Genomic DNA, 24,812 nt, shown 5'->3' on the forward strand with positions numbered 1-24,812 from the left:
TGTATACCTGCAATTAAAAAAAATTTTCAAATAAAAATGATTCTTCTCCGTATCTATATTATTTTGCTTTCACAATCCATTGCCCAGTCTGATCTTTATAGGTCTGAACAGTTGTAATCTGTGGCAAAAGTTGCATAAACTGGTCAGCATTATCAACTTTAAATCGCCCTGAAATGCGAATATTCTGGCTGGCATAATCATTAAATTTGACATTTAATGGCTGATAACGCTGAAATTCAGTAATCGCTTGTGATAAAGGTAGGGCCTTAAACTGAATATTGCCGGAATGCCATGCTGTTTCTACCTCAATATCGGTATCCAAACGATAGGTAAGTTGCTGATGAATTTGTTCTGCACTTTGTGGTGCATATAAATCCAATGCAGGAAGATCCGGACGATCAAGCAGAGATACCCTTACATGTCCTTGTAAAACAGTGACCTTACTATGCTGTGGACTATATTGCTGCACATTAAATACAGTTCCAATATCTTCAACCTGCATATTGCCTGAAGTGACCACAAACCGCCGCTCTAATGGCCGCAAGAACTGCCAAGGATAATGCTTAACAGTAAATGTTGCTTCTCCCTGCTGTAAGCGAATTTCTTTGGAGCGGAGACGATAATTTACAATAATCTGAGTCGACGTATTGAGCTGAATACGACTACCATCTGCTAAATCAACCCGCTGGTTCTGGCCAAGTTCTGTTGACAAATATTGTGTTTGATAAACTGGATTAAGCCAATATATATAACCACTTAAAGCCATACATAATAATAAAGCCGATGAGCCAATATGTTTTTTTAAACGACGCTGACGCGCACGCGCTATGATCTCTTCCTTACTCGGCAATTGTGCCAATAATGTGTCTTCAAATGGTGCAATCGCTTCCTGAACATCACTTAAATCATAATCCTTTCTTTTTAGATGATGCGTTTTTGTAGAAAAGTGTTTCACTGGTCATCCTGCTCAAATAATACTGGGATCAAACTTTGTAAAGCCCTGCCAAGATGGCGAGCAACCATACCACGGGAAATACCTAATTGTTCAGCTGTTTCTACTTGTGTAAGATGATAAAGTTGCGTCAGAATAAATACATCCTGACAAACTGTAGGTAATGCTTTAATCGCCTGAAGCAGCATTTTTTCATATTGATATTTAGCCAAACAAAGTTCAGGTAAAGTAAATTTTTCTAATTCTACCTCCTCAACCACATCAGAAAGTTCTGCTGTGTGATCAAAATATTGTCCGATTAATTGATCACGTCGGTATAAATCTATCGCCAGATGCATACTGATACGCTTGAGTAATGGTAAGGGTGCAGTCACGTGATCAAAGTCATCACTTTTTTTACTTAATAACCGTAAACAAGTTTCCTGAACCACTTCCATCGCAAAATTTCGGTTTCCAAAACGGGCATTAATATAATTGACCAATTCATCATGATGAATGACCAATACATTAATCATTTTTTGTTGAGAAATACCCATACAAAAATTCAATCAATAAACGATAATGATTATTATTCATTAAAATTTAAAATAACTCAAGCTGTTCCTAATAATTTATAGCGCAAAACGCATCTAATTTTACGCTCAAGAAAATATAATTTTATAATAAAACAAAATACATGCTTAGCTTGGCATGAACCAGAAACTTTCAATCTCTGGATGCCAAAATTAATCTCGCCAAATCCAAATCTTCGGCATAGGTGATTTTAATATTATCTGATCTGCCAGCAATAAGATGGACAGGAATATTCAGATGTTCCAGAGCACTTGCTTCATCGGTAACCAAAATATGTTGTGCGATGGCATTTTCCAGTGCATTAAACAAGACTGAATATTTCACAATTTGAGGAGTTTGCGCCTGCCATAACTGTTGACGATCAATGGTTTTTTCAATTATTTGATCTTTATCTGCTTTTTTTAAGGTATCTCTGACTGGTACAGCAACAATTGCAGCCTGTTGCCCGCTCTGACAAAATTCCTGAATTTGTACAATCTGTGCCGAATGCAAACAAGGTCTAGCAGCATCATGCACCAGTACATAATCATCATCATGTGCATATTGTCGAAGATGATATAAACCTGCCAGCACCGAATCCATACGTTCCTGACCACCATGACAGAATTGGACCGACTGCGAGAAATTAATTGTTTTGGCAAACTGATCATGTTGATCAATGGCGATCACACAACCGGCGAGTGGTAATTGATATAAGCTGTTGACTGTATGTTCAAGCACAGTCTTTCCGGCAATATGTTGGTATTGTTTTAATGCTGAGGAAGAAAAACGACGACCGGAACCAGCAGCTGGAATAACCGCCCAGAGTTTAGGGGGTACTATCTTCGTCTTCGGATTCATTCGTCAGTTCGTCTTTTGGATCAATTTTTATATCATTCAGATAAATCGGCTGATATGCACCGCTAATCATACTCATCTGAATAAATGTTTCGTGTGGTTTGATTAAACCCAGATCAAGGCGAGCATATTCTTCAACAGCTTCGGCACCATTTTTCAGGTCATAAACTTCCGCAGCCAGAATACGGTTACGCTCTCTTAATTCCTTATTGGCTTCTTCCTGCAAGCTGATATCATTCATCAATTTTTGATGTTGATAATAGCCACTTTCACCAAACCAATACGTATATTGAAGACCTGCGACCAAAAGGATCGCAAGCCCAATAATGAATCTACCTGTTGTGGTATGCAACATAATAATTTAAAGGCCCAATAATTAGTTCAAGCCCTTAAATTCTGCCTTACCACGGTAAGGTGCCTTGATCAATTCTTCAATACGAAGCAATTGATTATATTTTGCGACACGATCCGAACGACAAAGTGAACCTGTCTTGATTTGACCTGCTGCTGTACCCACTGCAAGATCGGCAATGGTAGAATCTTCTGTTTCACCAGAACGATGTGAAATTACAGTGCTATAGCCATTGGCTTTGGCAAGATAAATTGCATCCAGCGTTTCGGATAATGTACCAATCTGGTTATATTTGATCAAAATTGAGTTGGCAACTTTTTCATCAATACCACGTTGTAAAATCTTTGGATTGGTTACAAACAAATCATCACCAACCAACTGGATTTTATCACCAAGGATTGAGGTCAAATAAGCCCAGCCATCCCAGTCAGATTCGTCCAGACCATCTTCAATCGAGATAATTGGATACTGTTTTACCAAGCCAGCCAGATAATCGGCAAATTGATTGCTGGTAAATGCTTTATTGCCTTCACCTGCCAGAATATATTGACCATCTTTATAAAATTCTGAAGATGCACAGTCCAATGCCAGATAAATATCTGATCCTGCTTTATATCCAGTTTGTTCAATGGCTTGTAAAATAACAGTAATGGCTTCTTCATTAGAACGAAGATTAGGTGCGAAACCACCTTCATCACCCACTGCGGTATTTAAGCCCTGCTTTTTAAGCACAGATTTTAAAGAGTGGAAAATTTCTGCGCCGGCACGTAAAGCTTCAGCAAATGACGTAAAGCCAACAGGTTCGATCATAAATTCCTGAATATCGACAGTGTTATCCGCATGTGCGCCACCGTTTAAAATATTCATCATTGGCACTGGCATGGTTAAAGCAGTTTGACCACGCAAATTTGCGATATATTGGAATAATGGCAATTGTTGCTCAGTTGCAGCCGCACGTGCAGCCGCCAAAGACACAGCCAATGTCGCATTTGCACCGAGTTTAGATTTATTTTCGGTTGCATCAAATGCAATCATTTTGTCATCCAGTACTTTTTGTTCCAGTACATTTTGACCTACCAGCAATTCGTGAATGTCATGATTGACATTTTGAACCGCTTGACGAACACCTTTGCCAAGGTAGCGAGCTTTATCGCCATCACGCAATTCCAGTGCTTCACGTGAACCTGTTGATGCACCACTTGGCGCACATGCACGTCCGACCACACCGGATTCCAAAATTACGTCTGCTTCAATGGTTGGGTTACCACGAGAGTCCAAAATTTCACGTGCGCGAATGTCAGCGATTTGGCTCATTTATATTTCCTCAATCGTTGTTAAATCAATCAATAAAAAAAGATACGACTAAAACTATGAATTAGTGCGTATCTAATGGTTCAAAACCTTTAACTAAACTATCCAGCTTTTTCAATTGCGCCAAAAACGGCTCTAATTGTGAAAGTCGTAAAGCACATGGTCCATCACATTTTGCTTCATCCGGATTGGGATGAGCTTCCAGAAAAAGTCCAGCCAAACCAGTGGCCATACCTGCCCGTGCCAGAGTAGTAATCTGAGCACGACGGCCACCTGCCGAGTCGGCACGTCCGCCTGGTGTTTGTAATGCGTGTGTCACATCAAAAAATACAGGGACATTCATGGCTTTCATGGTATCAAAGCCAAGCATATCGACAACCAGATTGTTATATCCAAATGCCGATCCGCGTTCACACAAAATGAGTTTATCATTGCCTGCTTCCAGACATTTATTCAAGATATGACTCATTTCGCGTGGCGACAGGAATTGTGCTTTTTTAATATTGATAATGGCATCTGTCTTTGCCATGGCTTCAACTAGATCGGTCTGACGACTTAAAAAAGCAGGCAACTGGATAATATCCGCAACTTCTGCCACAGGAGCAGCCTGATACGGTTCATGTACATCGGTAATAATCGGGACATGATATTTTTGCTTGATTTCCGCTAACCATTGCACTCCCTTTTCCAGCCCGGGGCCACGAAAAGAATGGAGGCTTGAACGATTGGCTTTATCGAAACTGGCTTTAAATACATAGGGAATATCCAGTCGCGTGCAAATCTCAATATAGGTTTCGGCAATTTCGAAGGCTAAATCCTTGGATTCCAGAACATTCATCCCGCCGAATAATACAAATGGCAAATGGTTTGCCATTTTGATTTCACCTAATTCGACAATTTCTTTTGCATGTAGCTTAGACATTGTATTCCCTGTGTTTTAATTGGTCTTTTGGTGTTGCTGCTTCGCTGCGGCAATAAAACTTGCAAATAACGGATGTCCGTCACGCGGTGAGCTGGTAAATTCCGGATGGAACTGTACCGCAATAAACCACGGATGATCGGGAATTTCAACTGTTTCAACCAAATGTTGTACAGAAGAATAACCAGAAATTTTCATACCCGCTTTTTCAAGCTCATCAATAAACCGGTTATTCATCTCATAACGGTGACGATGACGTTCGGTAATTTCTGCACGACCATAAATCTCGCGGATTTTTGCACCTTCCACCAATTCGGATTTTTGTGCGCCCAAACGCATGGTTCCACCCAAGTCTGACTGATCGCTGCGCTGTTGTAATTCGCCACGTTCATCTAACCATTCGGTAATCAGGCCAATTAACGGTTGTTTGGTATTGCGATTAAACTCTGTCGAAGTGGCTTCGGTCAAACCGGCCTGATGACGGGCAAACTCAATCACTGCCAACTGCATCCCCAGACAAATCCCCAAATAAGGTATCTTGTTCTCACGAGCATAGCGAATGGCTTTCATTTTTCCTTCGGTGCCACGTTCTCCAAAACCGCCAGGAACCAAGATTGCATCAGCAGTGGCTAATACTTCATCTTCGTTTTCGCTCTCCAAACGTTCGGCATCGACATAATCAATCTGAACTTTAACGCGATTTTTAATTCCGGCATGCAACAATGCTTCATTCACAGATTTATAGGCATCTGGTAATTCCACATATTTACCAACCATGGCAACACGCACGGTAAATTCAGGATTAAACAATGCTTCACAAACCTGATCCCAGTCGCTTAAATCGGCTTCTGGCAAATTGGTATAGCCAAAACGTTCGCAAATAAAGTCATCAACATCCTGCTCGTAAAAATTACGAGGGATTTCATAAATGGTCTTGGCATCTTTACACACCACCACTGCTTCCGGCTGTACATTGGTAAACAGGGCGATTTTACGCTTGGTATCGGCATCAACATCATGTTCGGTACGGCAAATCAAAATATCCGGCTGGATACCGATAGACAGTAATTCTTTCACCGAATGCTGGGTTGGTTTGGTTTTTAATTCCGCAGCAGATTTGATATAAGGCAACAAGGTCAAATGCATCAGCATGGCATGTTTATCGCCTAGCTCCACCAGCAATTGACGTACTGACTCCATAAACGGTAAGGACTCGATATCACCCACCGTACCACCGATTTCCACGATGGCAACATCAAAACCAGCACCGGCAGCCAGTACACGTTCCTTGATATTATCGGTAATGTGTGGAATAACCTGAACCGTACCCCCCAGATAATCACCACGACGTTCTTTATTTAAAACATCCTGATAAACCCGTCCACTGGTAAAGTTGTTTAGCTTGGACATTTTTGAACGTTTCAAAAAGCGCTCATAATAGCCAAGATCAAGGTCAGTTTCTGCACCATCTTCGGTGACAAATACTTCACCATGCTGGAATGGACTCATGGTGCCAGGATCGACATTAATATATGGATCCATCTTTACCATGGTGACTTTTAAGCCACGGGCTTCCAAAAGTGCGGCAACAGAGGCAGCAGAAATACCTTTACCCAGTGATGAAACTACACCACCAGTGACGAATATATAATGGGTCATTCAAATTCTCGTACAATGGCGCCAATAATCGGCATGCAATGTTTGGCAATTTTACTTTACTATGCCCCTATAAAGCAAAGCGAATTGTCGATAATTCGCAATCAAAATCGTTAATCGGGTGAATAGAGAACATTTTAAAAATTTTTAAAAGAAAGTTTCATTTAGGCCATATTCCAAAGTAACAAAAGATTGCTATACTCATAAACCCTTTTCAACCACTGTATGCAATTGATGATGAAAATGACATTAATTAAATTTGGTTTAGTCTGCCTGATCAGCACTGTTGTCCTCAGTGCATGTGTAAAAAAAGAACAACCGGAACAAGAGCAAAGTAATAACGACACCGAAGTTCAAAACAACGAACAAGCTGAAACGACTTTACAGGAACAACCTCAGCCGCAATACACGACTTTGGAAGAAATACCTTCTGAACCTGCTGCATCTTCACATGCCAGTATCAGTGATGACCAACAAACGCTGATTTATAATGAAAATGGCCAGTCAGATGTAAAAACTGCGACAACCACTACACCAACTCAACCGAATGTCGAAAGCAAACCTAGCAGTTCGGTACCGGCTACTTCGGCCAGCAACAATACAAGTAATGCAACACCTGCAAAAGCCGCAACTGTCAATAATGAAGAAGCTGCATCAGAAGATGATGCCATTGCTACAGCCATGAAAGCTGCACAACCTGCTTTATAATAAAGAATTTAAAACTTTATTTTCAACATGATTAAGAGTGATGCCAGTACCATGTGGCATCACTTTTTTTGTGAATTCGGGTATGACAACCCTAAGTATTTTTATTGAAACTGACCAGATAAATGAATTACGCCATTTGTACCAATCAAGCGCAATGCATGTTTCCCATTCTCCAGTTCGGCAACCTCAACATTTAACTGTGGTGATGGCAAAGAGACAGGCTTTAAAAAACGAACATCCAGAGTATAAATAGGAACTGGTAAAAACTCATAAGTTCGTACCAGCATACCAAACCCATGCAATACCTTTTGTTTAAATGCCGATAATTTCCCGACAATACCAATCCAGTGAATCGGATTAAAGTCTCCAGTTAATAAAGCAAATTTCAACCCATCATGTGCCGTTGCCTGCCATTGCCCTAGTTGTTGCCACTGCAAGTGATCCGCTTGTCTGACTTTCTTGCTTTTTTTGAAATCAGCAAGCAAAAATGCCATATGTAAAATGGTTTCGACCAAATTGGGTTGCACACTTGTCCCTGTGATAATCTGTACCGATACTCGTGCCAGACCATATTGTTCATGGACCGAATAAACTTTGGCCTGAACCAGTAAATCTTGATGACGCGGCAAATCACCATTTATTTTTAATGTCACACCCTGATTAATGACGCTGGCTAAATTATATTTGGTCTGTAACAACAAATCTGTGGCAAGCGCCAAGCCCCATTGTGAAACCATATGTGGTGGAATGCTTTGCTGATAACGTGATTCTGCTGCCCCACTCCATGCGATATAATGATTGACCAGCACATCATTCGGTGCCGGAATCACTCTGGATATGACCGGGATCTGCCGCCAATCATCAATGACTTGTTGGGACTGCGTTAATTTTAAACTACGCAATACAATTTTACCCAGCCCTTTGAAAGTTTCCTGATGATATCGCAGCAAAGAAAGTGGAAGTCGTTGCTTACTCATTTATTTTTATCCTCAACGCATGAATGTTAAAAGCAAGAAGCCTGTCTGAACTCAAACATCGCTACTTTATATACTTTGTTTGATCCAAGCTGATTTTAATTCCTTATTAAAATCAGCTAAGTTCCATAATAGAACCAATTATTAAAAATGAAAAGTCACTGATAAACATAATAAGCGCTCCTGTTAAGATTAATAAATAAAACAGACCGCAACCTTACAAAAAGCAATGAATTTATGTTGTTTTTGTTCTATGCTATTTTAATGACAATATCCCTTCCCAATCATTGGCAACAATCCATGGCAAATAAAAGGCTGATTTAAGTATGACGCATCCTATAGCGTTTCCAGCATTGACGTCTTCAGTTGAGCAGAATACATCTCAACTGGTCGATCAGTTTGGACGTTATAAACAAAAATTGCGTATTTCACTCACAGATCGCTGCAATTTCCATTGTGCTTATTGTATGCCAGATCACCCGCAATGGCTGGCTAAAAAAGATTTGCTTAGTTTTGAAGAGTTATTCAGGTTTTGTCAGGTAATGGTGCAACTCGGGATTGAACATATTCGCTTAACTGGTGGCGAACCTTTAATGCGCCAAGGTGTGGTTCATTTTATTCGGGATTTGCAACAGCTCAAAACACAGGGTTTAAAACGTATTTCCATGACCAGTAATGCGTTCTATCTTAAAAAACATGCTGTTGCACTAAAACAGGCAGGCTTGGATGATATCAATATCAGTCTGGACAGTATTCAGGCAAATACTTTTTTTGCCATGACACAAAAAAATATTGAACCTGTTTTGGAAGGCATTGCCGCCGCTCAACAGGCTGGTCTGAAAATCAAATTGAATTGTGTGGTATTGGCGGATAAAAATGCCAGTGAAATTGTAGAATTGACACAATGGGCCTATCAACAGCAATTACCCTTGCGATTTATTGAGTATATGCCACTGGATCAGCCAGAACATTGGCAACGTCACAAAGTGATTAGTGAAGATGAGATTATTCAGCAACTTAAACCCTATTTTCAGATTCAGAAGCAGCAGCGTCAACACGATCCTGCGACAATTTATCGTTTAAATGATCACTATGAACTAGGTGTTATTTCCACCATTAGCAAGCCCTTTTGCCAAAGCTGCAATCGTTTGCGCTTAACTGCCACAGGTGAACTATTTACGTGTTTATTTGCCAATACAGGGACAGCATTACGTGATTTGCTACAACCAAATCGGGAACAATTCTTGCTTGCAACCATTCGGCAGGCTGTTTGGCATAAAAAAGCCGGTTTTATTGCACAGCAACAGGCGCCGCTGCGTAAAATCAGTATGCATGCCATTGGCGGTTAATACAGATGATGAATAGATGCGTTGGATAAATTCATCTGAATGAATATTTTGATAGATATAGGTGAGTATTGATGTCACAGGTAACTTTTGAATTTTATGGCGTATTGGCAGATGTTGCTGAAACCACCGAATATACGCTTGAAATAAAATTGCCAACATTACTTGCCGATGCGTTAGCGACGCTAGTCACAGATAAACCGCAGATTGAAGCACATCTGGAACGCTGTGCTTGCGCGATTGGCGATAGCATTGTGCGTCGAGATACTGTGCTTTCACAAAATACATTGGTCGCTTTATTACCTCCTGTTGCTGGAGGTTAATCTAATCATGACTACTATCAATGCCGACCTTGCCCGTATTCAGGAGCATACGATTGATCTTGATCAATTACTGGCCATGTCTGACTTTCCCGAATGTGGTGGTTTGGCCCTGTTTGTCGGTACAGTACGGAATCATCATCAAGGCAAATCGGTTAAAAGTCTAAAATATACTGCCTATAAACCCTTGGCAGAAAAAATGATTCGGGAAATCGAACAGGACATTGCAGAAAAATATGCTATCCCCTATGTTCGTGTGGTACATCGTATCGGACATTTAGAGATTGGTGAAGTCGCTATTTATGCTGTTGCCCGTGCCGAGCATCGTCGTGAAGCTTTTGCTGCCTGTGAAGATGCGGTAGAACGAGTCAAACATGAAGTTCCTGTCTGGAAGCAGGAGTTTTATCATGATGGTACCAGCATTTTTGTCGAGGGTTGCTGTATTCGCCGGGATGTTGCAGACATTGCACAGGAAAAACATCATCATGCAACACATGAACATTGCCATCATGATTAATCCAACCGTTTGCCTAAATGTTATGGATCTGCTGTATTGAATTAAAGCTTAAGATTGTTTTGAAATTTGAGATTGCTTTTAAGTTTGAGATTATTCTATGAAAAATGTTGGCATGAAGCCTGAAAGTTACCGTATTGCTACCGCCAGTAGCGAGTTACTGGCACCCGCACATTGTATTCAATTGCTAAGAGATGGCAACACCGAAAAAGGCGATGCGCTGAAAACTGCACGTATCGCAGGAATTTTGGCAGCAAAACGTACTGATGAACTGATTCCCTTATGCCATCCGCTACCAATTTATCGCGCTGATATTGATTTTGAATTACTGGCAGATCGGGTAATTATTCGTGCCAGTGTAGAAACCATCGCACCGACTGGCGTAGAGATGGAAGCCCTGACAGCAGCAAGTCTGGCAGCCTTGACCATTTATGATATGCTCAAGCCGCATTGTGAACCGGAAGAACTGATCATTCAGCAATGTAAACTGGACGTTAAAAAAGGCGGAAAATCACATTATAAACGTCATTTACGTCAGGCGGTGTCGGCTGCGGTAATTGTCCTCTCCGATACTGTCGCAGCAGGTCGCAAACCAGATACCGCAGGAAAATCCGTTCTTGAGAGCTTAACAGCAGCAGGATTTGACCCAATTCATTATCAGATTCTACCTGACGAATCAGAACAACTCAAAGCATTGGTACTGGAATTAAGCCAATCCTATGCCTGTATTATTACCGTGGGCGGTACAGGAATTGGCAAACGAGATATTACTGTTGAAACCTTACAACCCTTATTACACCGAGAACTCAATGGTTTAATGGAAGCTGCCCGTGCCTTCGGACAAAAACGCACCCCTTATGCAGCACTTTCCCGTGGTATTGCCGGCTTTATTGACCGTTCCTTAGTCATCACTTTACCGGGCAGTCGCGGTGGTGCCAGTGAATCCATGGCAGCCATCTTACCTGCATTGGTACATATTTTTGACGTATGTCGCGATCTTCCTCATCCTGGAGGTTATGAATGAGCTGCGAGCATGGCAACCTGATCAGTCTGGATGAGGCTTTGGCGCATTATTACCAGATACAATCACTCTCATCATGTGATTTATCATTGTTACAGGCACATCAACATATTCTGGCAGATGATGTGGTGTCGCCGGTAGCTTTACCATTATTTACCCAAAGTGCAGTCGATGGTTATGCGCTACGCCAGAGTGATATTGCTGCTGGACAAACAGAGTTTGAACTGATTGGTGAAATTCGCGCAGGGATTGAAGAACATTTTGAGTTAGAAGCGGGACAAGCCTTGCGTATTTTTACCGGTGGTCGTCTTCCGGAGTCGGCAGATACCGTGGCAAGACAGGAAATTGTCAGTAGAAACCAGAATAAAATCGTTTTAACTCAAAAAATTGCAGTTGGTGCAGATATTCGTTATCAGGGTGAAGAGCTCAAACAAGGTACGTTATTGGCACAACGTGGACAGTATTTAAATAGCAACCTAATTGCAGCATTAAGCATGGCAGGTGTCCAGCATGTTACCGTACATCGCCAACCCAAGATTGCCGTATTAATCACCGGAGATGAGGTCAGTACACAACTGGACAATGATGCCAAAGTATTTGATGCCAATAGTCCGATGATCCTGACCTGGTTAAAAGAGCAAGGTTTACAGCAGGTAGATTTACAGCATGTGGTTGATGACAGACAACAGCTTGAATTCGCCCTGTCTCATGCCTTAAATTATTATGATCTGGTGATCACCACAGGTGGTGTTTCCGTTGGAGACTATGATCTGATCCGCCCTGTTTCCATGGCATTAGGCGCCGAGGAAATTTTCTGGCAAGTGGCGCAAAAACCCGGCAAACCATTGTATTTTGCCCGTTATCAAGCCAACCAACAGCTTACTCAACAACGCTCGTATTTAATCGGACTACCGGGTAATCCTGCGGCAGTGCTCATCGGCCTGACCATTCATGTAGCAACCATTTTGCGTGCCTTGCAAGGTGCAAGTCAAATTCAGCCAATCTGGCAAAAAGCAACAGTTGACTTAAGCCAGATTAAAACGGATTCCCGTGAACAATTGTTAAGAATGAAACTGTCCTGTTCAGCACATGGACAATTACAGTTAATTCCCTTGAAAAAGCAGCAATCACATATGCTAAGCAATTTAAATCAGGCCAATGCAATTGCACGAATTAAAGCAGGACCGGCGCATGCACAACACTCAAATTTAGTTGAATTTATTGCTTTATAAATATTGAGATAAAACTCATCATACATGCACTCTTAAAAGCTAATGATGATCCAGTTCCGACCAGTGGTTGATACTATGCGGTTGCTGCTCTGTGAGAGCAAAGTATGCCGTGCAGACCTTTAACTTGGCAAAACAACGATATAAACTGTAATCCTGCTGTTTGATGCGTTGTTGTAATAGACTATCTACGCTGCGGTGCATCAGGCACAAAGGATATAGCGCTTGCTGTCCAAAAACTGCATAACATAGTGGACTATGCTGTTGTTGTACAGTAGCAACCATGGTATCAAGTAATTTGGTCGGCACTTGGTACAGATCGCAAGGCACAAATAAAATCCAGTCCTGCCGACTATATTGCCACGCACTGTGCATTCCCATCATCGGTCCAAAAAAACCCCTTTCAATATCGGTAAAAATGGCAATATTCGGGTCATATGCCTGATAAATCTCGTGATCACGATGACTATTAATCCAAAGCTGTTGTACCTGTGGCTGAATCACCTCAACTAGTTTTTCCAGTTGTCTTTGTTGCCCATCAAAACATTGCAATAATTTATTGCAACCCTGCATACGACTGGCCTGACCACCAGCTAGGATTACTGCATCACACTGCTGCTTGATCTCATGACTTAACAACATCTTGCCGACTCCCCTAATCCAACCTATAGTAAATGTGTATGAACCATTACATACAAAAACCGCTTCCTGATCAGGACAAAAAATGCCACATTCGATTCAATCACATCTACGCTTACGCATCTTATATGATGAACACATTGCTATTGGTCCCGGTAAAGCCGAGTTACTCGAGGCCATCCAGCGTACCGGTTCAATTTCACAGGCAGCCAAAAGCATGAACATGAGTTACCGCCGGGCTTGGCAACTGGTTGACACCATGAATCAGTGCTTTGCATCGGCACTGGTCGAAACCCAGACAGGTGGAACACATGGCGGTGGTGCAGTTGTTACGCCAATTGGACAGCAAATTCTGCAATCCTTCCGTGAAATGGAACAACATGCCAAACAAAGTATGGAGTCATATGTTGCACAAATCAGCCAGCATTTAAAGGCTTAGCCATTCAAAGCTGCCACAGTGTATCGGTTAATTGTGCAATCTCCTCAGGATCATGACTCACATACAACATTGGAATATTGATCTCATCGCGAATTTTCTGAAAAAATGGAATAATTTCGGTTTTATGATGCGCATCCAGTGCAGATAAAGGCTCATCCAAGAGCAAAATCCGAGGTGAATATAACAAGGCGCGACCCAATGCCACTCGCTGTTTTTCTCCACCAGAGAGCTTGACCGGCATACGTGCCAACAAATGTTCAAGCTTTAATAGCTGTACCACATAATCCAGTTCAAATTTACGCTCGGAATGGGCTATACGCTGCCAACCAAACAATAAATTTTGTTGTACCGAATAATGCGGAAAAAGTTGCGCATCCTGAAATACCATTCCGGTACGTCTGGCCTGAATACTCAAATTAACATGCTGTTGCGAATCAAAAAATGTCCTGTCCTGAATCCGTATCCAACCTTGTTGTGGCTTCATGATCCCTGCAATACTATGTAAAATTGTGGTTTTGCCCGCACCGGATACACCAAATAAACCCACAACTTTTTGATCGGACTGGAAATGTTGCCTTAACTGAAAATGCCCCAGTTGCACCGTGAAATTACAATCAAACATCATCTGCCTCCGCGCTGTCTTTTTTGCCGACGGTTAAACCACTGCGCAAACCACAATGCCAGAAATGCTACCATTAGTGACAACATGATCAGACGATTTAAAGCTGCTTCGCTATCAGGTTGTTGCATCAGACTGTACATGGCCAGCGGCAAGGTTCGGGTTTCTCCAGCAACACTCCCCACAAAGGTGATGGTTGCACCAAACTCCCCTAGACTACGACAAAAACATAAAATCGCACCGACCAGAATACCACTCATCGCCAAAGGCAAAGTAATATGTCGAAAGGTATCAAATGCCGAAGCACCCAGCGTTTTTGCTGCAACTTCCAATCGTTGATCCACCAGTTCCATTGCCAGCCGAATCGACTGAACCAGTAAGGGAAAACCCATGACTGCCGATGCCAGCACTGCACCTTTCCAGTTAAATGCAAACTCAATGCCGAGTGGCGCCAGATATTGTCCCAAAATACCGTTATTACCAAACACCAGTAGCAACAGATAACCCGGTACAACCGGTGGAAGTACCAAAGGCAAAAACACCAGTGTTTCCAGCAATGATTTTCCCCAGAATTCCTTACGAGCCAATAACCAGCCAATAAAAATTGCAGGAATAAGGCTGATCAATAAACAGCTTGCTGCAACCTTACACGACAGTTGCAGGACACTGATTTCTTCGGGCGTTAAATTAAAAATCATGATATTCGTCAAGCCAATTAACGCTGATTTAAAACAGTAAAGCCGTATTTTTTATAAACTGTCTTTGCCTGTGGACTTTGTAAGAACTGATAAAATGCAGTTGCCTGTGCAGAGTCTTTGGTAACGGCCAATGGATATACCACAGGTGGATAACTATTTAAAGGAAACTCACCAACCACCTTAACTTTTGAGCTAACGGCAGCATCGGTTGCATAGACAATACCCAATTGGCACTCACCCCGCTCAACAAAAGACAATGCACTGCGTACATCTTCTGTTTCAACCAGACGCGGCTGAATCTTTGTCCACCAGTCTAATGTTGTTAAAGCCTGTTTTGCATATTTACCCACGGGCACACTATTGACATTACCGGTACACAAACGGCCTGTAAATGCTTTGGTCGGATCAACACCTTTTTGAATTTTTATCTGAATATTCTGATTTTTTGGTGCAATCAATACCAGTTTATTACCAAGTAAATTGACCCGTTGTCTGGAATCAATTATTTTTTTATTTTGCAAATAATCCGCCCACTGTAAATCTGCTGACATAAAAATATTGGCGGGTGCGCCAGCTTCAATCTGTTTTGCCAGCGTTGAAGATGCAGCATAGGAAGTTTTTACATCGACCTTACTTTTTTGCTCATAAATTTTTTCCAGATCATTCACTGCATTGGTCAGACTTGCCGCGGCATAAATGGTCACTGTATCCGCAGCATGACTGGCAAAACTCACACCGATCACCAATCCGCCCATCACCCATAACCGTATTTTTGCAAACTTATTCATACATTAACTCCACTTTAAACAAATTTAATTTGAGATTTGTACCACGCGAATTTCATCCAACCATTTGACAAACCGGGGTCCTGTGAGTTTGTCCCGACTGGAAATCAATGCGATTCTGCCCGTTTTATCATCCAGCATATGACCATCCTGTTGATAAATCACAATGACACCCTCGCCATTTGGAGAATTAAATAATTCATTCCATGAAAAGACCACTTGGTAATCATCCTTTGCAGAAGCAATCACGATGATTTTTTTCACATCATTATGGTGCGTGGTCATAATATCTGCTGCATTTAACACATCAGTCAGACGCACGCCCTGATACTGGATCAATTCACTGATCTCACCATTTTTCTTGCTGATCTGCATATTTTGAATCACTTGGGGATACTGGCTTAAAGCATTTACATCCAGCGTCAATGCCTGTTTCACCTGTCCCACAATTTTTAATTCAGTCGAAATATACTGCTGAATATTTTCTGTAGGGGCATGTGCCAGTGTTAGCGGACTAAAACAAGGCAAAATCACACAACACAGTGCCAAATAAATTTTTTTCATATGTCCCCCCGCTAAAATGCCCATGTGGCTTTACTAAACCACATACGACCCGCACTAGGAAAACCATCCGCCAGCGCATAATTTTTATCGGTAATATTCTGAATACCCGCTGCAAAACGCCATTGTCCAGATACACTATTCAATTTTGGCTGATAGGCAATTTGCGTATTTAAAATCTGATAACCGTCAAGTTTCAAAACATTGGATACCCAGCGACTGCTATTACGCTCTAGTTCAAGCTGTAGCTCCCACTGTTCGGCTGGCTGAATCACAACATAGTTAATAAGCTTATGTTGCGGAATATCGGTAATTCGGATTGCATTTTGCTGTTTGTTTTCCAGTTTCAAATAGGTGTAATTACCACCATAACGCAGCCATTGCCAGGGTTGATAATTAAATTCAATTTCTGTCCCATAAATTTGTACCCGACCAATATTCTGCATTTGCGCCAAATCTTCCTGAACATTGGCAACACTTTGGATTTTATTTTTGATATTACTAAGAAAAAGCGCAGTCGCGAATGATAACTGAGCATTCAACTGGGTCTGATGACCAATTTCATAGTTCATCGCTTTTTCTGCTGCCAAATCGGGGTTCTCAATATACGTTCCCAAGCGCTGTGAATAACGATCTTTTAAGGTAGGTAAACGACTTTTTTTGGCAACCGTGGCATACAGCTGAATATTAGCAATCCCATCATAAAACAATCCAATCTGTGCATCACGCGCTGTCTGATTTTTCGGTAATGAATAAGGATTTCCAACACTAAATACTTTTTCAGGATCAAGCGTATGTTGGGCCAAACCTAAGGACAACAATACATCTGGATGCAACCGGATATTATCTTCCAAAGCAATCGACCAGATCCGATCCTTAAAATAGGTATTTTCCGCTCCTGTGGCATCAAGCTCGCGATGCTCATCAGTTTTATAATGGCTCACCAAGCTAATGGTCTGGTTGGTCAGTCGGGTTGATTCCAGCGTTAAAGATGCACCATTGACACGATCATGATAAATACTGCGTCCGGTACTGACACTCCCCTGTCCCGAAGTTTTTAAGGTGCTATAATGTGCATCGGTAAAGGAGTCCAATTCATTGTCATAACGATCATGATAAGCACGGATTTTAATCGTTTCATGCGCGCTTAACGCGGTATTGGAAATAAAATACAGGCTTTCCTTATCCCAGTATGGCCATTGCCAGTAACGAATGCTGCTATTGCCAGTAGTTGGCGGATTGCCCTTTTCACCATCCTGTTTGATATAACTAAGACTGTATTCATCATGATCATTCGGCGTTAAACCCAGCTTTAAATCCAGTTTACTATCTTTACTATAGGAATTATTGCGCAGTCCACCATCTTCAGTCGCTGTCGGCACAAAATCCGACGACAATTTAAACCCATCCCGTTCCAGATAAGCAGCAGTTGCCTGCATATACCATAACGCATGGGCACTGCCCACATGTAAAGTGGTCTGTTTCTCACCCGCATCGGCAATCCCCAAATCCAGATAACCTTCAAAGGCTTTTGTTGGTTTACGCGAAACCAGATTAATTGCCCCGCCTAGTGTATTTGCACCATAGCTGACCGAACTAAACCCTTTTGCAACCTGAATTGCAGCCACATCGGCAACAGTAAATCGATTGTAATCAATATAACCATCATAAGGCACATAAACCGGAATACCATCGATAAATAAAGGCACTTGTCGCGCATCAAAACCACGGACATAAACCATTTTTTCATTGCGGGCATTATTGGACAAGGTCACGCCAGATAATAAATTAACACCATCACCGACAGTTGAAGCATTGAACTGTTGCAACTGGGTACTATTGATTGTTGAAGCAATCTGATCAGATTTATCCTGCTCGGCAAGAATACGGATCACGCCCAATTGAAAAGGCTGATCGGCAGATTCCACCTCTGTTTCCATTGCCATGACCATATTTGGTGCAAGCATACTATTAATGCATGCAAATAAAGCACAATTTAAATATTGCTGCCTAAATATTCTGTATCCCATCTCATCCCCTTAAAATTCGCATCGCTATATTCTTAAAAATATAACGATGCGTAAAAAAAAAGCGCCAAGTCTCTGACAATCAATTGATGATTGCTAGACTTGAACGCCTTTGTTCAATATCACTTTGCTGAAAATTCAATATGTCATTCAGGGTGTACGTACAATGCAAAAATCAATTGCATCAACAGTTAAAATCTATTCACTCATAAGATTTTAACAACCCTTGTGTCATTGGCGACTTTGCCAATGCGGTACAATAAATATATACACAACAGAAATAAATAGGTCAACAATTTTTCATTTTATGGCATGATTTTTGCATATTTAAATTAAAAATATAAAGAATATCTATCTCAGATTTTTAACCCTCAGGATTTGGCTTAGCCATTAATTTTGGTGAAGTATTGCCGAGTTCCGGATGTTCAATCGCATTTTTACACAATGCCTTATCTCGTTCATAATCTGCTTTTTTCTTTTCAATATCGCTGGAATGTTCATTAATACTTCGTGCCCATGCATCAAGTGTGGTTAGCGATTTACGACACAGCGCATATTTCCCTTCGGTCACGGCATCGGTCATTTTCACCTCAATCCGCCAACGTGTGGAAAGCTCACGTAAAGGCTTACGTACCCCCTCATCCAGATTATCTGTTTCACCTGAGTATAAAACCTGATCCAGCTGATTAATCAATATCCATGCTTCATTTGCCAAAGCAGATGCATCATTACTTAATTTCTGTGCTGGTTTAATTTCTTGTTGTTGCTCATTGTTGCCACATCCCGCCAGAGCCAAACTGACACATAATGCAGATAAAATAGAAACCGTTTTAATGTTCATGAAAAACTAACCATGATTTGATGATATTTGTACTGGGAATACTAAGGAATTGCTTTAGAATACTCAATACTTTGCAGGTTTTGATTTTTGCTACAACAGCGGTTTTATTTTGAATTCACAAATATTAATTTCACCCGGTACATTCCGGGATGGCGCAAAAGATGCCTTGGTCATTGTTTTTACCTATTTACCAGTATCTTTTGCATTTGGTGTTGGTGCGGTCAGTTATGGCTTTAGTCCTTGGGAAGCCCTGTTCCTTTCCAGTACCATGTATGCTGGTGCCAGTCAGTTTCTGGTGATTGCCTTGCTGGCTTCAGGCAGTTCGATCTGGCTTGCTGCCATTACCGTCATTGCACTGGATATTCGTCATGTACTTTATGGTCCTGCGTTATACCAAAATATCCCCAAGCCATTACAACTAAAAAAAACTGCGGTTTGGGCATGGGGCCTGACCGATGAAGTCTTTGCCCGTGGTTTGATCGAGTTATCCCAGCGTAGACAACATTGGTCGGAATCGTGGATGCTGGGCTTAAGTTTAACGTCATGGGCCTCATGGGCACTTGGTTCTTTACTGGGTGGTTTATTTGCCAATCAGATCCAGCATTTACCCAAATTTTTACAGGCCAGTCTGGACTTTTTATTGCCGGCTTTATTTTTAAGTTTTTTACTGGCAGCATTTGAACACAAACAAAAATATGTGATAGCCATTTCAATGCTCGTTAGTGCATTCGGCTGTATTTTTGTTGGGCTATCCTTTGCAATTTTTATTGGGATTATTGCAGGTATGCTGACCGCCATCGTGCAGTATCAATATCATAAAAGGATCACACATGCATCTTGAAATTATTATCATCGGTATTGTGGTCGGTATTGCCAATTTTTTAAGCCGTTTTGCCCCACTATGGTTTTTGCAGAGGAAACATCGCAAGCAAACTCAGAAAGGTCATGCATGGATTGGGGTTGCTATGGGCAGTATTGGCATCAGCGCCATTTGTGCCATGCTGATGGTCGCAACATTACCACCTTTACTGGAAAATCCCGCAAAAACGCTGGCAATGGTATGTGGCTTTTCGATATTGGTATTGGTGTATTTCTTAACTAAAAAAATTGTACTGGCGACACTGTTGGCCGCACTTTGTTATGGCTTGGTATTTACCTATCTTCCGGTTTAGGCTTTTATTCAGATCATTAGATAAAAGCCCAAAGCCAAATCATTTATAGCTTACTCACTCATTTCATCAAGCAAGGTTTGCATCAACGCCGTAGCATCCAGACGGCGAATATTCGCCACATTGCTGCCTGCCCAGAATGCGCCAAAGCCTTGCTCACCTTGTTTACTGGCTGCGGCATGTAACTGCTTGCCCAGATCATAACTATATGGATAGCCAGCATGTTGTGGACGCTCAGGTAAATCGACATATTGATGCCACGCATTAAACAAACCACGTGCTGCCCGACCAGAAATACTATCGCTAATCTGAGTAAGAGGTTGCTCAAATAAAGCAGCACGATAAGCATCATTGGCTGCCGATTCTGCACACTGTACAAAAGCCGTACCAAGCTGAGCCGCATCTGCACCCAATTCACGATATAAACGAATATCTTCGCCAGTCATAATGCCACCTGCGGCAACAATCGGCAGATCAATATACTGCTTAAGCAACAATAACAAATCCAGTGTTGCCAAACCTGCATCACACTGCGGATTAAAAGTACCGCGATGTCCGCCCGCCTCAATCCCCTGAGCGATTAAGATATCAATGCCAGCTTGTTGTGCTGCAAGCGCTTCACTGAGTTGTGTCACAGACACCATAGTCAAAATACCGGCTTGTTTTAAAGCGGTCATTTGATCCGGACGGGGCAAACCAAAATGAAAACTCACCGCTTTTGGTTTTGTTTCTAGTACAACATCAAGTAAATCATCATTTTCCGCAAAACTTTGATAAATTTTCTGCAAAGTTTGTGGAGGTGCCGCATCAAACTCGGCAAACTGAGTGCTTAAATAGTCGATCCATTGCTGGGCATGCTGTGGGTCATATTCGACCGGTTGATGACAGAAAAAATTGACCTGAAACGGTTTTTGTGTCAATTGACGGGTTTTCTCAATCGCTGTTTTTGCAGCCTGAGCTGAACTTGCACCTAAACCTAATGCTCCTAAACCGCCTGCATTAGAAACCGCAGCAGCCAGTTCTGGTGTCGATACACCTGCCATAGGCGCAACAAAAATGGGATGAACAATATCAAGTTGTTGTAATAAATCCATGATTGGTCTCAAATTAATATCAAACACTTAGCTTAACATGAATTTCGCCCTGCTGAATTTTGTTCAGTGATGTTGGTTATTTACATCATATAGTAATTTAAACCGCTCATCGGCATTCTTTTGATCAAAAAATAGCTAAGCATTTAATCAAAGCCAATGAAAATATATATTTCATCGGTTTTCATAGTAAAATTTGTACTTTGTTTTTCTCGATCCAGATGAGGCGTAAGCACAATTCATTAAGGCATTGTGTTTTTAAATTAAAATTTCATCAATGCGGCGTGAATACCACAAGATGAAGTGAAGTTCATGGCAATGCGCCTGCCAGATTTTATCACGCCCTTTCTTTCGATTTATATTTTCAAGGAATCTTTATGTTAGCACTAGATATACAACATGTTCGAATGAATCAACATGCTGACGATAAAGCGCAAGCATTACAGTGTCTAGTCGATATTTTAGTAGAAGATCAACTGGTCAGTCCCGAATACCTCGATGGCCTGACCGCACGTGAACAACAAAGTCCAACGTATTTAGGACAAGGCATCGCTATCCCGCATGGGACGCCGCAATCGAGGCAATATATTCAGCAAACAGGTATCCGACTGGCACACTTCCCCAATGGCGTACTTTGGGATGGTGAAAATACAATTTATTTAGCTGTGGTAATTGCCGCAAAATCCGATGAGCATTTGCAGGTCTTACAATTATTAACCAAAGCCCTAAATCAAGATATATCACAACAAATTCAGGCTGCAAACACACCAGAACAAGTGGTCGAGCTATTACAGGCACAGCCTGCAACACTGGCATTGCATGAACAACTGATTGCTACGCAAGTTGCCGCACAGGATATTGAGGATTTTTTCTGGCAGGCAACGCAACGCTTAAAACAGCATCACTATGTTGAATGTGGTTTTCTAAGCGCGCTTAACCCCAAACACCTAATACAGCTCAATGAAGAAATCTGGTCGATTAGCGCACATCAACAGGTTTTAAGTCCGGCAATTGCGATTGTACAATCAGAATCTCCCATACAGTATCAGGATAAAAATTTACAAACATTGGTCTGTATTGCAAACAATGATCAAATGGATCTTTCACAGCTTAATCGACTATTGGATATTTTTTTCAATCCAGAGCAATCGTCTCAAATCAATGCAGAACAGGATGCACATCAACTGGCACAGCTGATTGGTGCGGATATTATTCCGGATTGACCATCGCAAACCGTACAGTTGGCCAATGCCCATGGCCTGCATGCACGACCAGCCACCCAGTTGGTAAATCTCACCAAAAAATTTCAGGGCGAAATACATGTTCAAGTCGATGATGGTGCCTTTGTTTCTGCCAAAAGTCTGACCAAACTCTTATCCTTGGGTTGTCAGCGTGGACAGCACCTGACCTTTATTGCCGAACCTGATAGCGACGCGGTAGAAGGATTAAGCCAGATCATTGCCGCGGTCCAGCAAGGTCTGGGAGAAGAAATTCAACCCATTGATACACAGCAAAATACTGCAAATACACAGCCTGAAATTTTAACATTTGAATCTAATACAGATACAGATGCCAAGACACAAGGCATTGCCGCCTCAACCGGACTGGCCTATGGTCCGGCATATGTGATTAAGCCGCGTCAATATGATTACCCACGGCTAGCAAGCAATATCAAGGATGAAAGCCTAAAACTCGATATTGCCCTGCATACGGTTAAAAATAATATTTATCAATTGATTGCCAAAACTGATGTCGATGACATTAAGCAAATCTTCACGGCACATCTGGAAATGCTTGATGATCCGGAACTCATTCACAATGTGCAAAAAGGCTTAAAACAGGGTTTGTCTGCCGCTGCGGCCTGGCATGATTATATTGAATCGGCAGCACAGGCACAGGAAGCCTTACAGGATCGCTTACTGGCCGAACGTGCTGCCGATTTACGCGATATTGGTGAACGTATTCTGGCGCATTTATGTGGCGTGGAAGAACAGATTGCGCCTGATTCTCCCTATATATTGATCATGCAAGATGTAGGGCCCAGTGATGTGGCACGTTTAAATAAAGAACGTGTAGCCGGGATTTTAACCGCTGTTGGCGGTGCAAGTGCGCATAGCGCCATTGTTGCCCGAGCATTGGGTATTCCAGCCATTGTTGGTGCAGGTCAGCATGTGTTGGACATTCAAAACAATGAGACTGTATTGATCAATGGTGATAGCGGCGAATTTATCATACAACCGGATGCCACACTGATTGAACAAGCCATCCATGAGCGTGAACGCCAACATACTCTCCGTCTGGAAGCGGAAAAACACTGTATGGCACCGGCCATTACGCTGGATCACCATCAGATTGAAATTGCAGCCAATATCGGCAATATCCACGCCACCGAACAAGCGGTCAATGATGGTGCCGAAGCGATTGGTCTATTACGTACCGAACTGGTATTTATGGCACATCAAAATGCGCCAAGTGAAGAGATTCAGCAAGCAGATTACCGCACGGTACTGGATACACTGGCAGGTCGCCCACTTGTCGTCCGCACACTGGATGTCGGGGGTGATAAGCCACTGCCCTATTTACCACTCCCTAGCGAGGAAAATCCATTTCTGGGTTTACGCGGTATTCGTCTCACCTTGAGAAAACCAGAATTATTACAGCAACAATTGATTGCTTTATTAAAAGCTGCGGATGACCGGCCTTTACGCATCATGTTTCCGATGATTGGCCGTGTAGAAGAATGGCGTGCAGCCAAAGCCATTTTAGATGAAGTACGCCAGCAATATCCTTGTAAAAATCTACAAGTCGGTATCATGATTGAAGTTCCTTCGGCTGCCTTGCTGGCACCAATTCTGGCACAGGAAGTCGACTTCTTTAGTATCGGTACCAATGATCTGACGCAATATACACTGGCGATTGACCGAGGACATCCATTACTTTCTGCCGAAGCAGATGGCTTACATCCGAGTATTTTATTACTCATTGATCAAACTGTACGGGCTGCCCATCAATATGGCAAATGGGTGGGTATCTGCGGTGAACTTGCTGCCGATCCCAAAGCAGTGCCAATCCTAATGGGACTTGGAGTAGATGAACTGAGTATGTCCAGTACCAGCATTCCATTAGTAAAAGCACAAATCCGTCAACTTAATTTTACAGATTGTCAGACACTCGCTCATCAAGCATTACAGTGTGATAGTGCAACATCTGTTCGTGCTTTGGGAGCCTAAC

General features: G+C 41.9%; 25 protein-coding genes and 1 pseudogene. 10 read left to right on the plus strand and 16 right to left on the minus strand.

Annotated elements, in window-relative coordinates; genetic code table 11:
* Nucleotides 1-58: 58 nt before the first annotated feature.
* The 7 genes from CAP51_RS10190 to CAP51_RS10220 all read right to left on the minus strand — a co-directional run bounded on the left by CAP51_RS10190 (nucleotide 59) and on the right by CAP51_RS10220 (nucleotide 6,603).
* Entirely contained in the window at nucleotides 59-955 is an 897-nt protein-coding gene (locus CAP51_RS10190) for a FecR family protein (RefSeq protein WP_087620647.1), read from the minus strand.
* Nucleotides 952-1,488, minus strand: a complete 537-nt coding sequence (locus CAP51_RS10195) for an RNA polymerase sigma factor (protein ID WP_087620648.1) — start codon at nucleotides 1,486-1,488, stop codon at nucleotides 952-954. The genes CAP51_RS10190 and CAP51_RS10195 overlap by 4 nt, the downstream gene beginning before the upstream one ends.
* A 169-nt stretch (nucleotides 1,489-1,657) precedes the next feature.
* The gene (gene ispD, locus CAP51_RS10200; protein WP_087620649.1) at nucleotides 1,658-2,365 is read right to left on the minus strand and encodes a 2-C-methyl-D-erythritol 4-phosphate cytidylyltransferase; all 708 of its coding nucleotides are present in this window, start codon (nucleotides 2,363-2,365) and stop codon (nucleotides 1,658-1,660) included.
* Entirely contained in the window at nucleotides 2,334-2,717 is a 384-nt protein-coding gene (locus tag CAP51_RS10205) for a septum formation initiator family protein (RefSeq protein WP_087620650.1), read from the minus strand. Before CAP51_RS10205 ends, ispD begins: the two co-directional genes overlap by 32 nt.
* Before the next feature lie 21 nt (nucleotides 2,718-2,738).
* Entirely contained in the window at nucleotides 2,739-4,028 is a 1,290-nt protein-coding gene (gene eno / locus CAP51_RS10210) for a phosphopyruvate hydratase (protein WP_087620651.1), read from the minus strand.
* Nucleotides 4,029-4,089: 61 nt separating this feature from the next.
* Complete coding sequence (kdsA, locus tag CAP51_RS10215; RefSeq protein ID WP_087620652.1) at nucleotides 4,090-4,947, minus strand: 3-deoxy-8-phosphooctulonate synthase; 858 nt, start codon at nucleotides 4,945-4,947, stop codon at nucleotides 4,090-4,092.
* Nucleotides 4,948-4,962: 15 nt separating this feature from the next.
* On the minus strand, nucleotides 4,963-6,603 hold the full coding sequence (locus CAP51_RS10220; protein WP_087620653.1) for a CTP synthase: 1,641 nt from the start codon (nucleotides 6,601-6,603) through the stop codon (nucleotides 4,963-4,965).
* Nucleotides 6,604-6,843: 240 nt separating this feature from the next.
* On the opposite strand from CAP51_RS10220, the gene CAP51_RS10225 reads away from it, so the two are divergent.
* On the plus strand, nucleotides 6,844-7,308 hold the full coding sequence (locus CAP51_RS10225) for a hypothetical protein (protein WP_140404430.1): 465 nt from the start codon (nucleotides 6,844-6,846) through the stop codon (nucleotides 7,306-7,308).
* Between the two features lie 101 nt (nucleotides 7,309-7,409).
* Here the strand turns inward: CAP51_RS10225 and CAP51_RS10230 are convergent, their stop codons facing one another.
* Complete coding sequence (locus tag CAP51_RS10230; RefSeq protein ID WP_087620655.1) at nucleotides 7,410-8,285, minus strand: MaoC/PaaZ C-terminal domain-containing protein; 876 nt, start codon at nucleotides 8,283-8,285, stop codon at nucleotides 7,410-7,412.
* Between the two features lie 323 nt (nucleotides 8,286-8,608).
* Between CAP51_RS10230 and moaA the strand changes: the two genes are divergently transcribed.
* From moaA to CAP51_RS10255, 5 genes are all read left to right on the plus strand, one after another.
* A complete protein-coding gene (gene moaA, locus CAP51_RS10235) occupies nucleotides 8,609-9,631 on the plus strand; it encodes a GTP 3',8-cyclase MoaA (RefSeq protein ID WP_087620656.1) in 1,023 nt (340 codons plus the stop codon).
* 71 nt (nucleotides 9,632-9,702) lie between these two features.
* Nucleotides 9,703-9,951 carry a MoaD/ThiS family protein gene (locus CAP51_RS10240; protein WP_087620657.1) on the plus strand — a complete coding sequence of 83 codons (249 nt, stop codon included), beginning with the start codon at nucleotides 9,703-9,705 and terminating at the stop codon, nucleotides 9,949-9,951.
* A gap of 7 nt (nucleotides 9,952-9,958) precedes the next feature.
* The gene (locus CAP51_RS10245) at nucleotides 9,959-10,465 is read left to right on the plus strand and encodes a molybdenum cofactor biosynthesis protein MoaE (protein ID WP_087620658.1); all 507 of its coding nucleotides are present in this window, start codon (nucleotides 9,959-9,961) and stop codon (nucleotides 10,463-10,465) included.
* Between the two features lie 97 nt (nucleotides 10,466-10,562).
* Nucleotides 10,563-11,486 carry a bifunctional molybdenum cofactor biosynthesis protein MoaC/MoaB gene (gene moaCB, locus CAP51_RS10250; protein WP_087620659.1) on the plus strand — a complete coding sequence of 308 codons (924 nt, stop codon included), beginning with the start codon at nucleotides 10,563-10,565 and terminating at the stop codon, nucleotides 11,484-11,486.
* Nucleotides 11,483-12,715: a molybdopterin molybdotransferase MoeA gene (locus CAP51_RS10255; protein WP_087620660.1), complete on the plus strand. Its 1,233-nt coding sequence runs from the start codon at nucleotides 11,483-11,485 to the stop codon at nucleotides 12,713-12,715. The genes moaCB and CAP51_RS10255 overlap by 4 nt, the downstream gene beginning before the upstream one ends.
* A gap of 39 nt (nucleotides 12,716-12,754) precedes the next feature.
* On the opposite strand, the gene CAP51_RS10260 is transcribed toward CAP51_RS10255, so the two are convergent.
* The gene (locus CAP51_RS10260; protein ID WP_087620661.1) at nucleotides 12,755-13,354 is read right to left on the minus strand and encodes an NTP transferase domain-containing protein; all 600 of its coding nucleotides are present in this window, start codon (nucleotides 13,352-13,354) and stop codon (nucleotides 12,755-12,757) included.
* A gap of 82 nt (nucleotides 13,355-13,436) precedes the next feature.
* Here CAP51_RS10260 and CAP51_RS10265 point away from each other — a divergent pair, with 82 nt between their 5' ends.
* Entirely contained in the window at nucleotides 13,437-13,790 is a 354-nt protein-coding gene (locus CAP51_RS10265; RefSeq protein ID WP_087620662.1) for a winged helix-turn-helix domain-containing protein, read from the plus strand.
* A 4-nt stretch (nucleotides 13,791-13,794) separates the two neighbouring features.
* Here CAP51_RS10265 and CAP51_RS10270 read toward each other — a convergent pair whose 3' ends face one another.
* From CAP51_RS10270 to CAP51_RS10295, 6 genes are all read right to left on the minus strand, one after another.
* Nucleotides 13,795-14,412, minus strand: coding sequence for a molybdenum ABC transporter ATP-binding protein (locus CAP51_RS10270; RefSeq protein WP_087620663.1), 618 nt, complete (start codon nucleotides 14,410-14,412; stop codon nucleotides 13,795-13,797).
* Complete coding sequence (modB, locus tag CAP51_RS10275) at nucleotides 14,412-15,107, minus strand: molybdate ABC transporter permease subunit (RefSeq protein WP_087620664.1); 696 nt, start codon at nucleotides 15,105-15,107, stop codon at nucleotides 14,412-14,414. The genes CAP51_RS10270 and modB overlap by 1 nt, the downstream gene beginning before the upstream one ends.
* Before the next feature lie 17 nt (nucleotides 15,108-15,124).
* On the minus strand, nucleotides 15,125-15,862 hold the full coding sequence (modA, locus tag CAP51_RS10280) for a molybdate ABC transporter substrate-binding protein (RefSeq protein WP_245809139.1): 738 nt from the start codon (nucleotides 15,860-15,862) through the stop codon (nucleotides 15,125-15,127).
* A gap of 57 nt (nucleotides 15,863-15,919) precedes the next feature.
* Nucleotides 15,920-16,456 carry a molybdopterin-dependent oxidoreductase gene (locus tag CAP51_RS10285; protein WP_171294774.1) on the minus strand — a complete coding sequence of 179 codons (537 nt, stop codon included), beginning with the start codon at nucleotides 16,454-16,456 and terminating at the stop codon, nucleotides 15,920-15,922.
* An 11-nt stretch (nucleotides 16,457-16,467) separates the two neighbouring features.
* The gene (locus CAP51_RS10290; RefSeq protein WP_087620667.1) at nucleotides 16,468-18,420 is read right to left on the minus strand and encodes a TonB-dependent receptor plug domain-containing protein; all 1,953 of its coding nucleotides are present in this window, start codon (nucleotides 18,418-18,420) and stop codon (nucleotides 16,468-16,470) included.
* A gap of 424 nt (nucleotides 18,421-18,844) precedes the next feature.
* A complete protein-coding gene (locus tag CAP51_RS10295; protein WP_087620668.1) occupies nucleotides 18,845-19,321 on the minus strand; it encodes a hypothetical protein in 477 nt (158 codons plus the stop codon).
* Between the two features lie 109 nt (nucleotides 19,322-19,430).
* On the opposite strand from CAP51_RS10295, the gene CAP51_RS10300 reads away from it, so the two are divergent.
* Nucleotides 19,431-20,162 (plus strand): AzlC family ABC transporter permease, encoded by a 732-nt coding sequence (locus CAP51_RS10300; protein ID WP_245809132.1) that lies wholly within the window; start codon nucleotides 19,431-19,433, stop codon nucleotides 20,160-20,162.
* On the plus strand, nucleotides 20,152-20,493 hold the full coding sequence (gene ygaH, locus CAP51_RS10305) for an L-valine transporter subunit YgaH (protein WP_087620670.1): 342 nt from the start codon (nucleotides 20,152-20,154) through the stop codon (nucleotides 20,491-20,493). Before CAP51_RS10300 ends, ygaH begins: the two co-directional genes overlap by 11 nt.
* A gap of 50 nt (nucleotides 20,494-20,543) precedes the next feature.
* On the opposite strand, the gene CAP51_RS10310 is transcribed toward ygaH, so the two are convergent.
* Nucleotides 20,544-21,584, minus strand: a complete 1,041-nt coding sequence (locus tag CAP51_RS10310; RefSeq protein WP_087620671.1) for an NAD(P)H-dependent flavin oxidoreductase — start codon at nucleotides 21,582-21,584, stop codon at nucleotides 20,544-20,546.
* Nucleotides 21,585-21,958: 374 nt separating this feature from the next.
* Here CAP51_RS10310 and ptsP point away from each other — a divergent pair.
* Nucleotides 21,959-24,811: pseudogene (gene ptsP, locus CAP51_RS10315) on the plus strand (phosphoenolpyruvate--protein phosphotransferase).
* Nucleotide 24,812 lies beyond the last annotated feature (1 nt).

The organism is Acinetobacter populi (assembly GCF_002174125.1).
Classification (GTDB): Bacteria; Pseudomonadota; Gammaproteobacteria; order Pseudomonadales; family Moraxellaceae; genus Acinetobacter; species Acinetobacter populi.

Excerpts from the sequence above, each read along its gene's own strand:
- CAP51_RS10195 (WP_087620648.1), bottom strand. The coding sequence starts at position 1,488 with ATGGGTATTTCTCAACAAAAAATGATTAATGTATTGGTCATTCATCAT.
- ispD (WP_087620649.1), bottom strand. The coding sequence starts at position 2,365 with ATGAATCCGAAGACGAAGATAGTACCCCCTAAACTCTGGGCGGTTATT.
- CAP51_RS10205 (WP_087620650.1), bottom strand. The coding sequence starts at position 2,717 with ATGTTGCATACCACAACAGGTAGATTCATTATTGGGCTTGCGATCCTT.
- eno (WP_087620651.1), bottom strand. The coding sequence starts at position 4,028 with ATGAGCCAAATCGCTGACATTCGCGCACGTGAAATTTTGGACTCTCGT.
- kdsA (WP_087620652.1), bottom strand. The coding sequence starts at position 4,947 with ATGTCTAAGCTACATGCAAAAGAAATTGTCGAATTAGGTGAAATCAAA.
- CAP51_RS10220 (WP_087620653.1), bottom strand. The coding sequence starts at position 6,603 with ATGACCCATTATATATTCGTCACTGGTGGTGTAGTTTCATCACTGGGT.
- CAP51_RS10225 (WP_140404430.1), top strand. The coding sequence starts at position 6,844 with ATGACATTAATTAAATTTGGTTTAGTCTGCCTGATCAGCACTGTTGTC.
- CAP51_RS10230 (WP_087620655.1), bottom strand. The coding sequence starts at position 8,285 with ATGAGTAAGCAACGACTTCCACTTTCTTTGCTGCGATATCATCAGGAA.
- moaA (WP_087620656.1), top strand. The coding sequence starts at position 8,609 with ATGACGCATCCTATAGCGTTTCCAGCATTGACGTCTTCAGTTGAGCAG.
- CAP51_RS10240 (WP_087620657.1), top strand. The coding sequence starts at position 9,703 with ATGTCACAGGTAACTTTTGAATTTTATGGCGTATTGGCAGATGTTGCT.
- CAP51_RS10245 (WP_087620658.1), top strand. The coding sequence starts at position 9,959 with ATGACTACTATCAATGCCGACCTTGCCCGTATTCAGGAGCATACGATT.
- moaCB (WP_087620659.1), top strand. The coding sequence starts at position 10,563 with ATGAAAAATGTTGGCATGAAGCCTGAAAGTTACCGTATTGCTACCGCC.
- CAP51_RS10255 (WP_087620660.1), top strand. The coding sequence starts at position 11,483 with ATGAGCTGCGAGCATGGCAACCTGATCAGTCTGGATGAGGCTTTGGCG.
- CAP51_RS10260 (WP_087620661.1), bottom strand. The coding sequence starts at position 13,354 with ATGTTGTTAAGTCATGAGATCAAGCAGCAGTGTGATGCAGTAATCCTA.
- CAP51_RS10265 (WP_087620662.1), top strand. The coding sequence starts at position 13,437 with ATGCCACATTCGATTCAATCACATCTACGCTTACGCATCTTATATGAT.
- CAP51_RS10270 (WP_087620663.1), bottom strand. The coding sequence starts at position 14,412 with ATGTTTGATTGTAATTTCACGGTGCAACTGGGGCATTTTCAGTTAAGG.
- modB (WP_087620664.1), bottom strand. The coding sequence starts at position 15,107 with ATGATTTTTAATTTAACGCCCGAAGAAATCAGTGTCCTGCAACTGTCG.
- modA (WP_245809139.1), bottom strand. The coding sequence starts at position 15,862 with ATGGGCGGATTGGTGATCGGTGTGAGTTTTGCCAGTCATGCTGCGGAT.
- CAP51_RS10285 (WP_171294774.1), bottom strand. The coding sequence starts at position 16,456 with ATGAAAAAAATTTATTTGGCACTGTGTTGTGTGATTTTGCCTTGTTTT.
- CAP51_RS10290 (WP_087620667.1), bottom strand. The coding sequence starts at position 18,420 with ATGCTTGCACCAAATATGGTCATGGCAATGGAAACAGAGGTGGAATCT.
- CAP51_RS10295 (WP_087620668.1), bottom strand. The coding sequence starts at position 19,321 with ATGAACATTAAAACGGTTTCTATTTTATCTGCATTATGTGTCAGTTTG.
- ygaH (WP_087620670.1), top strand. The coding sequence starts at position 20,152 with ATGCATCTTGAAATTATTATCATCGGTATTGTGGTCGGTATTGCCAAT.
- CAP51_RS10310 (WP_087620671.1), bottom strand. The coding sequence starts at position 21,584 with ATGGATTTATTACAACAACTTGATATTGTTCATCCCATTTTTGTTGCG.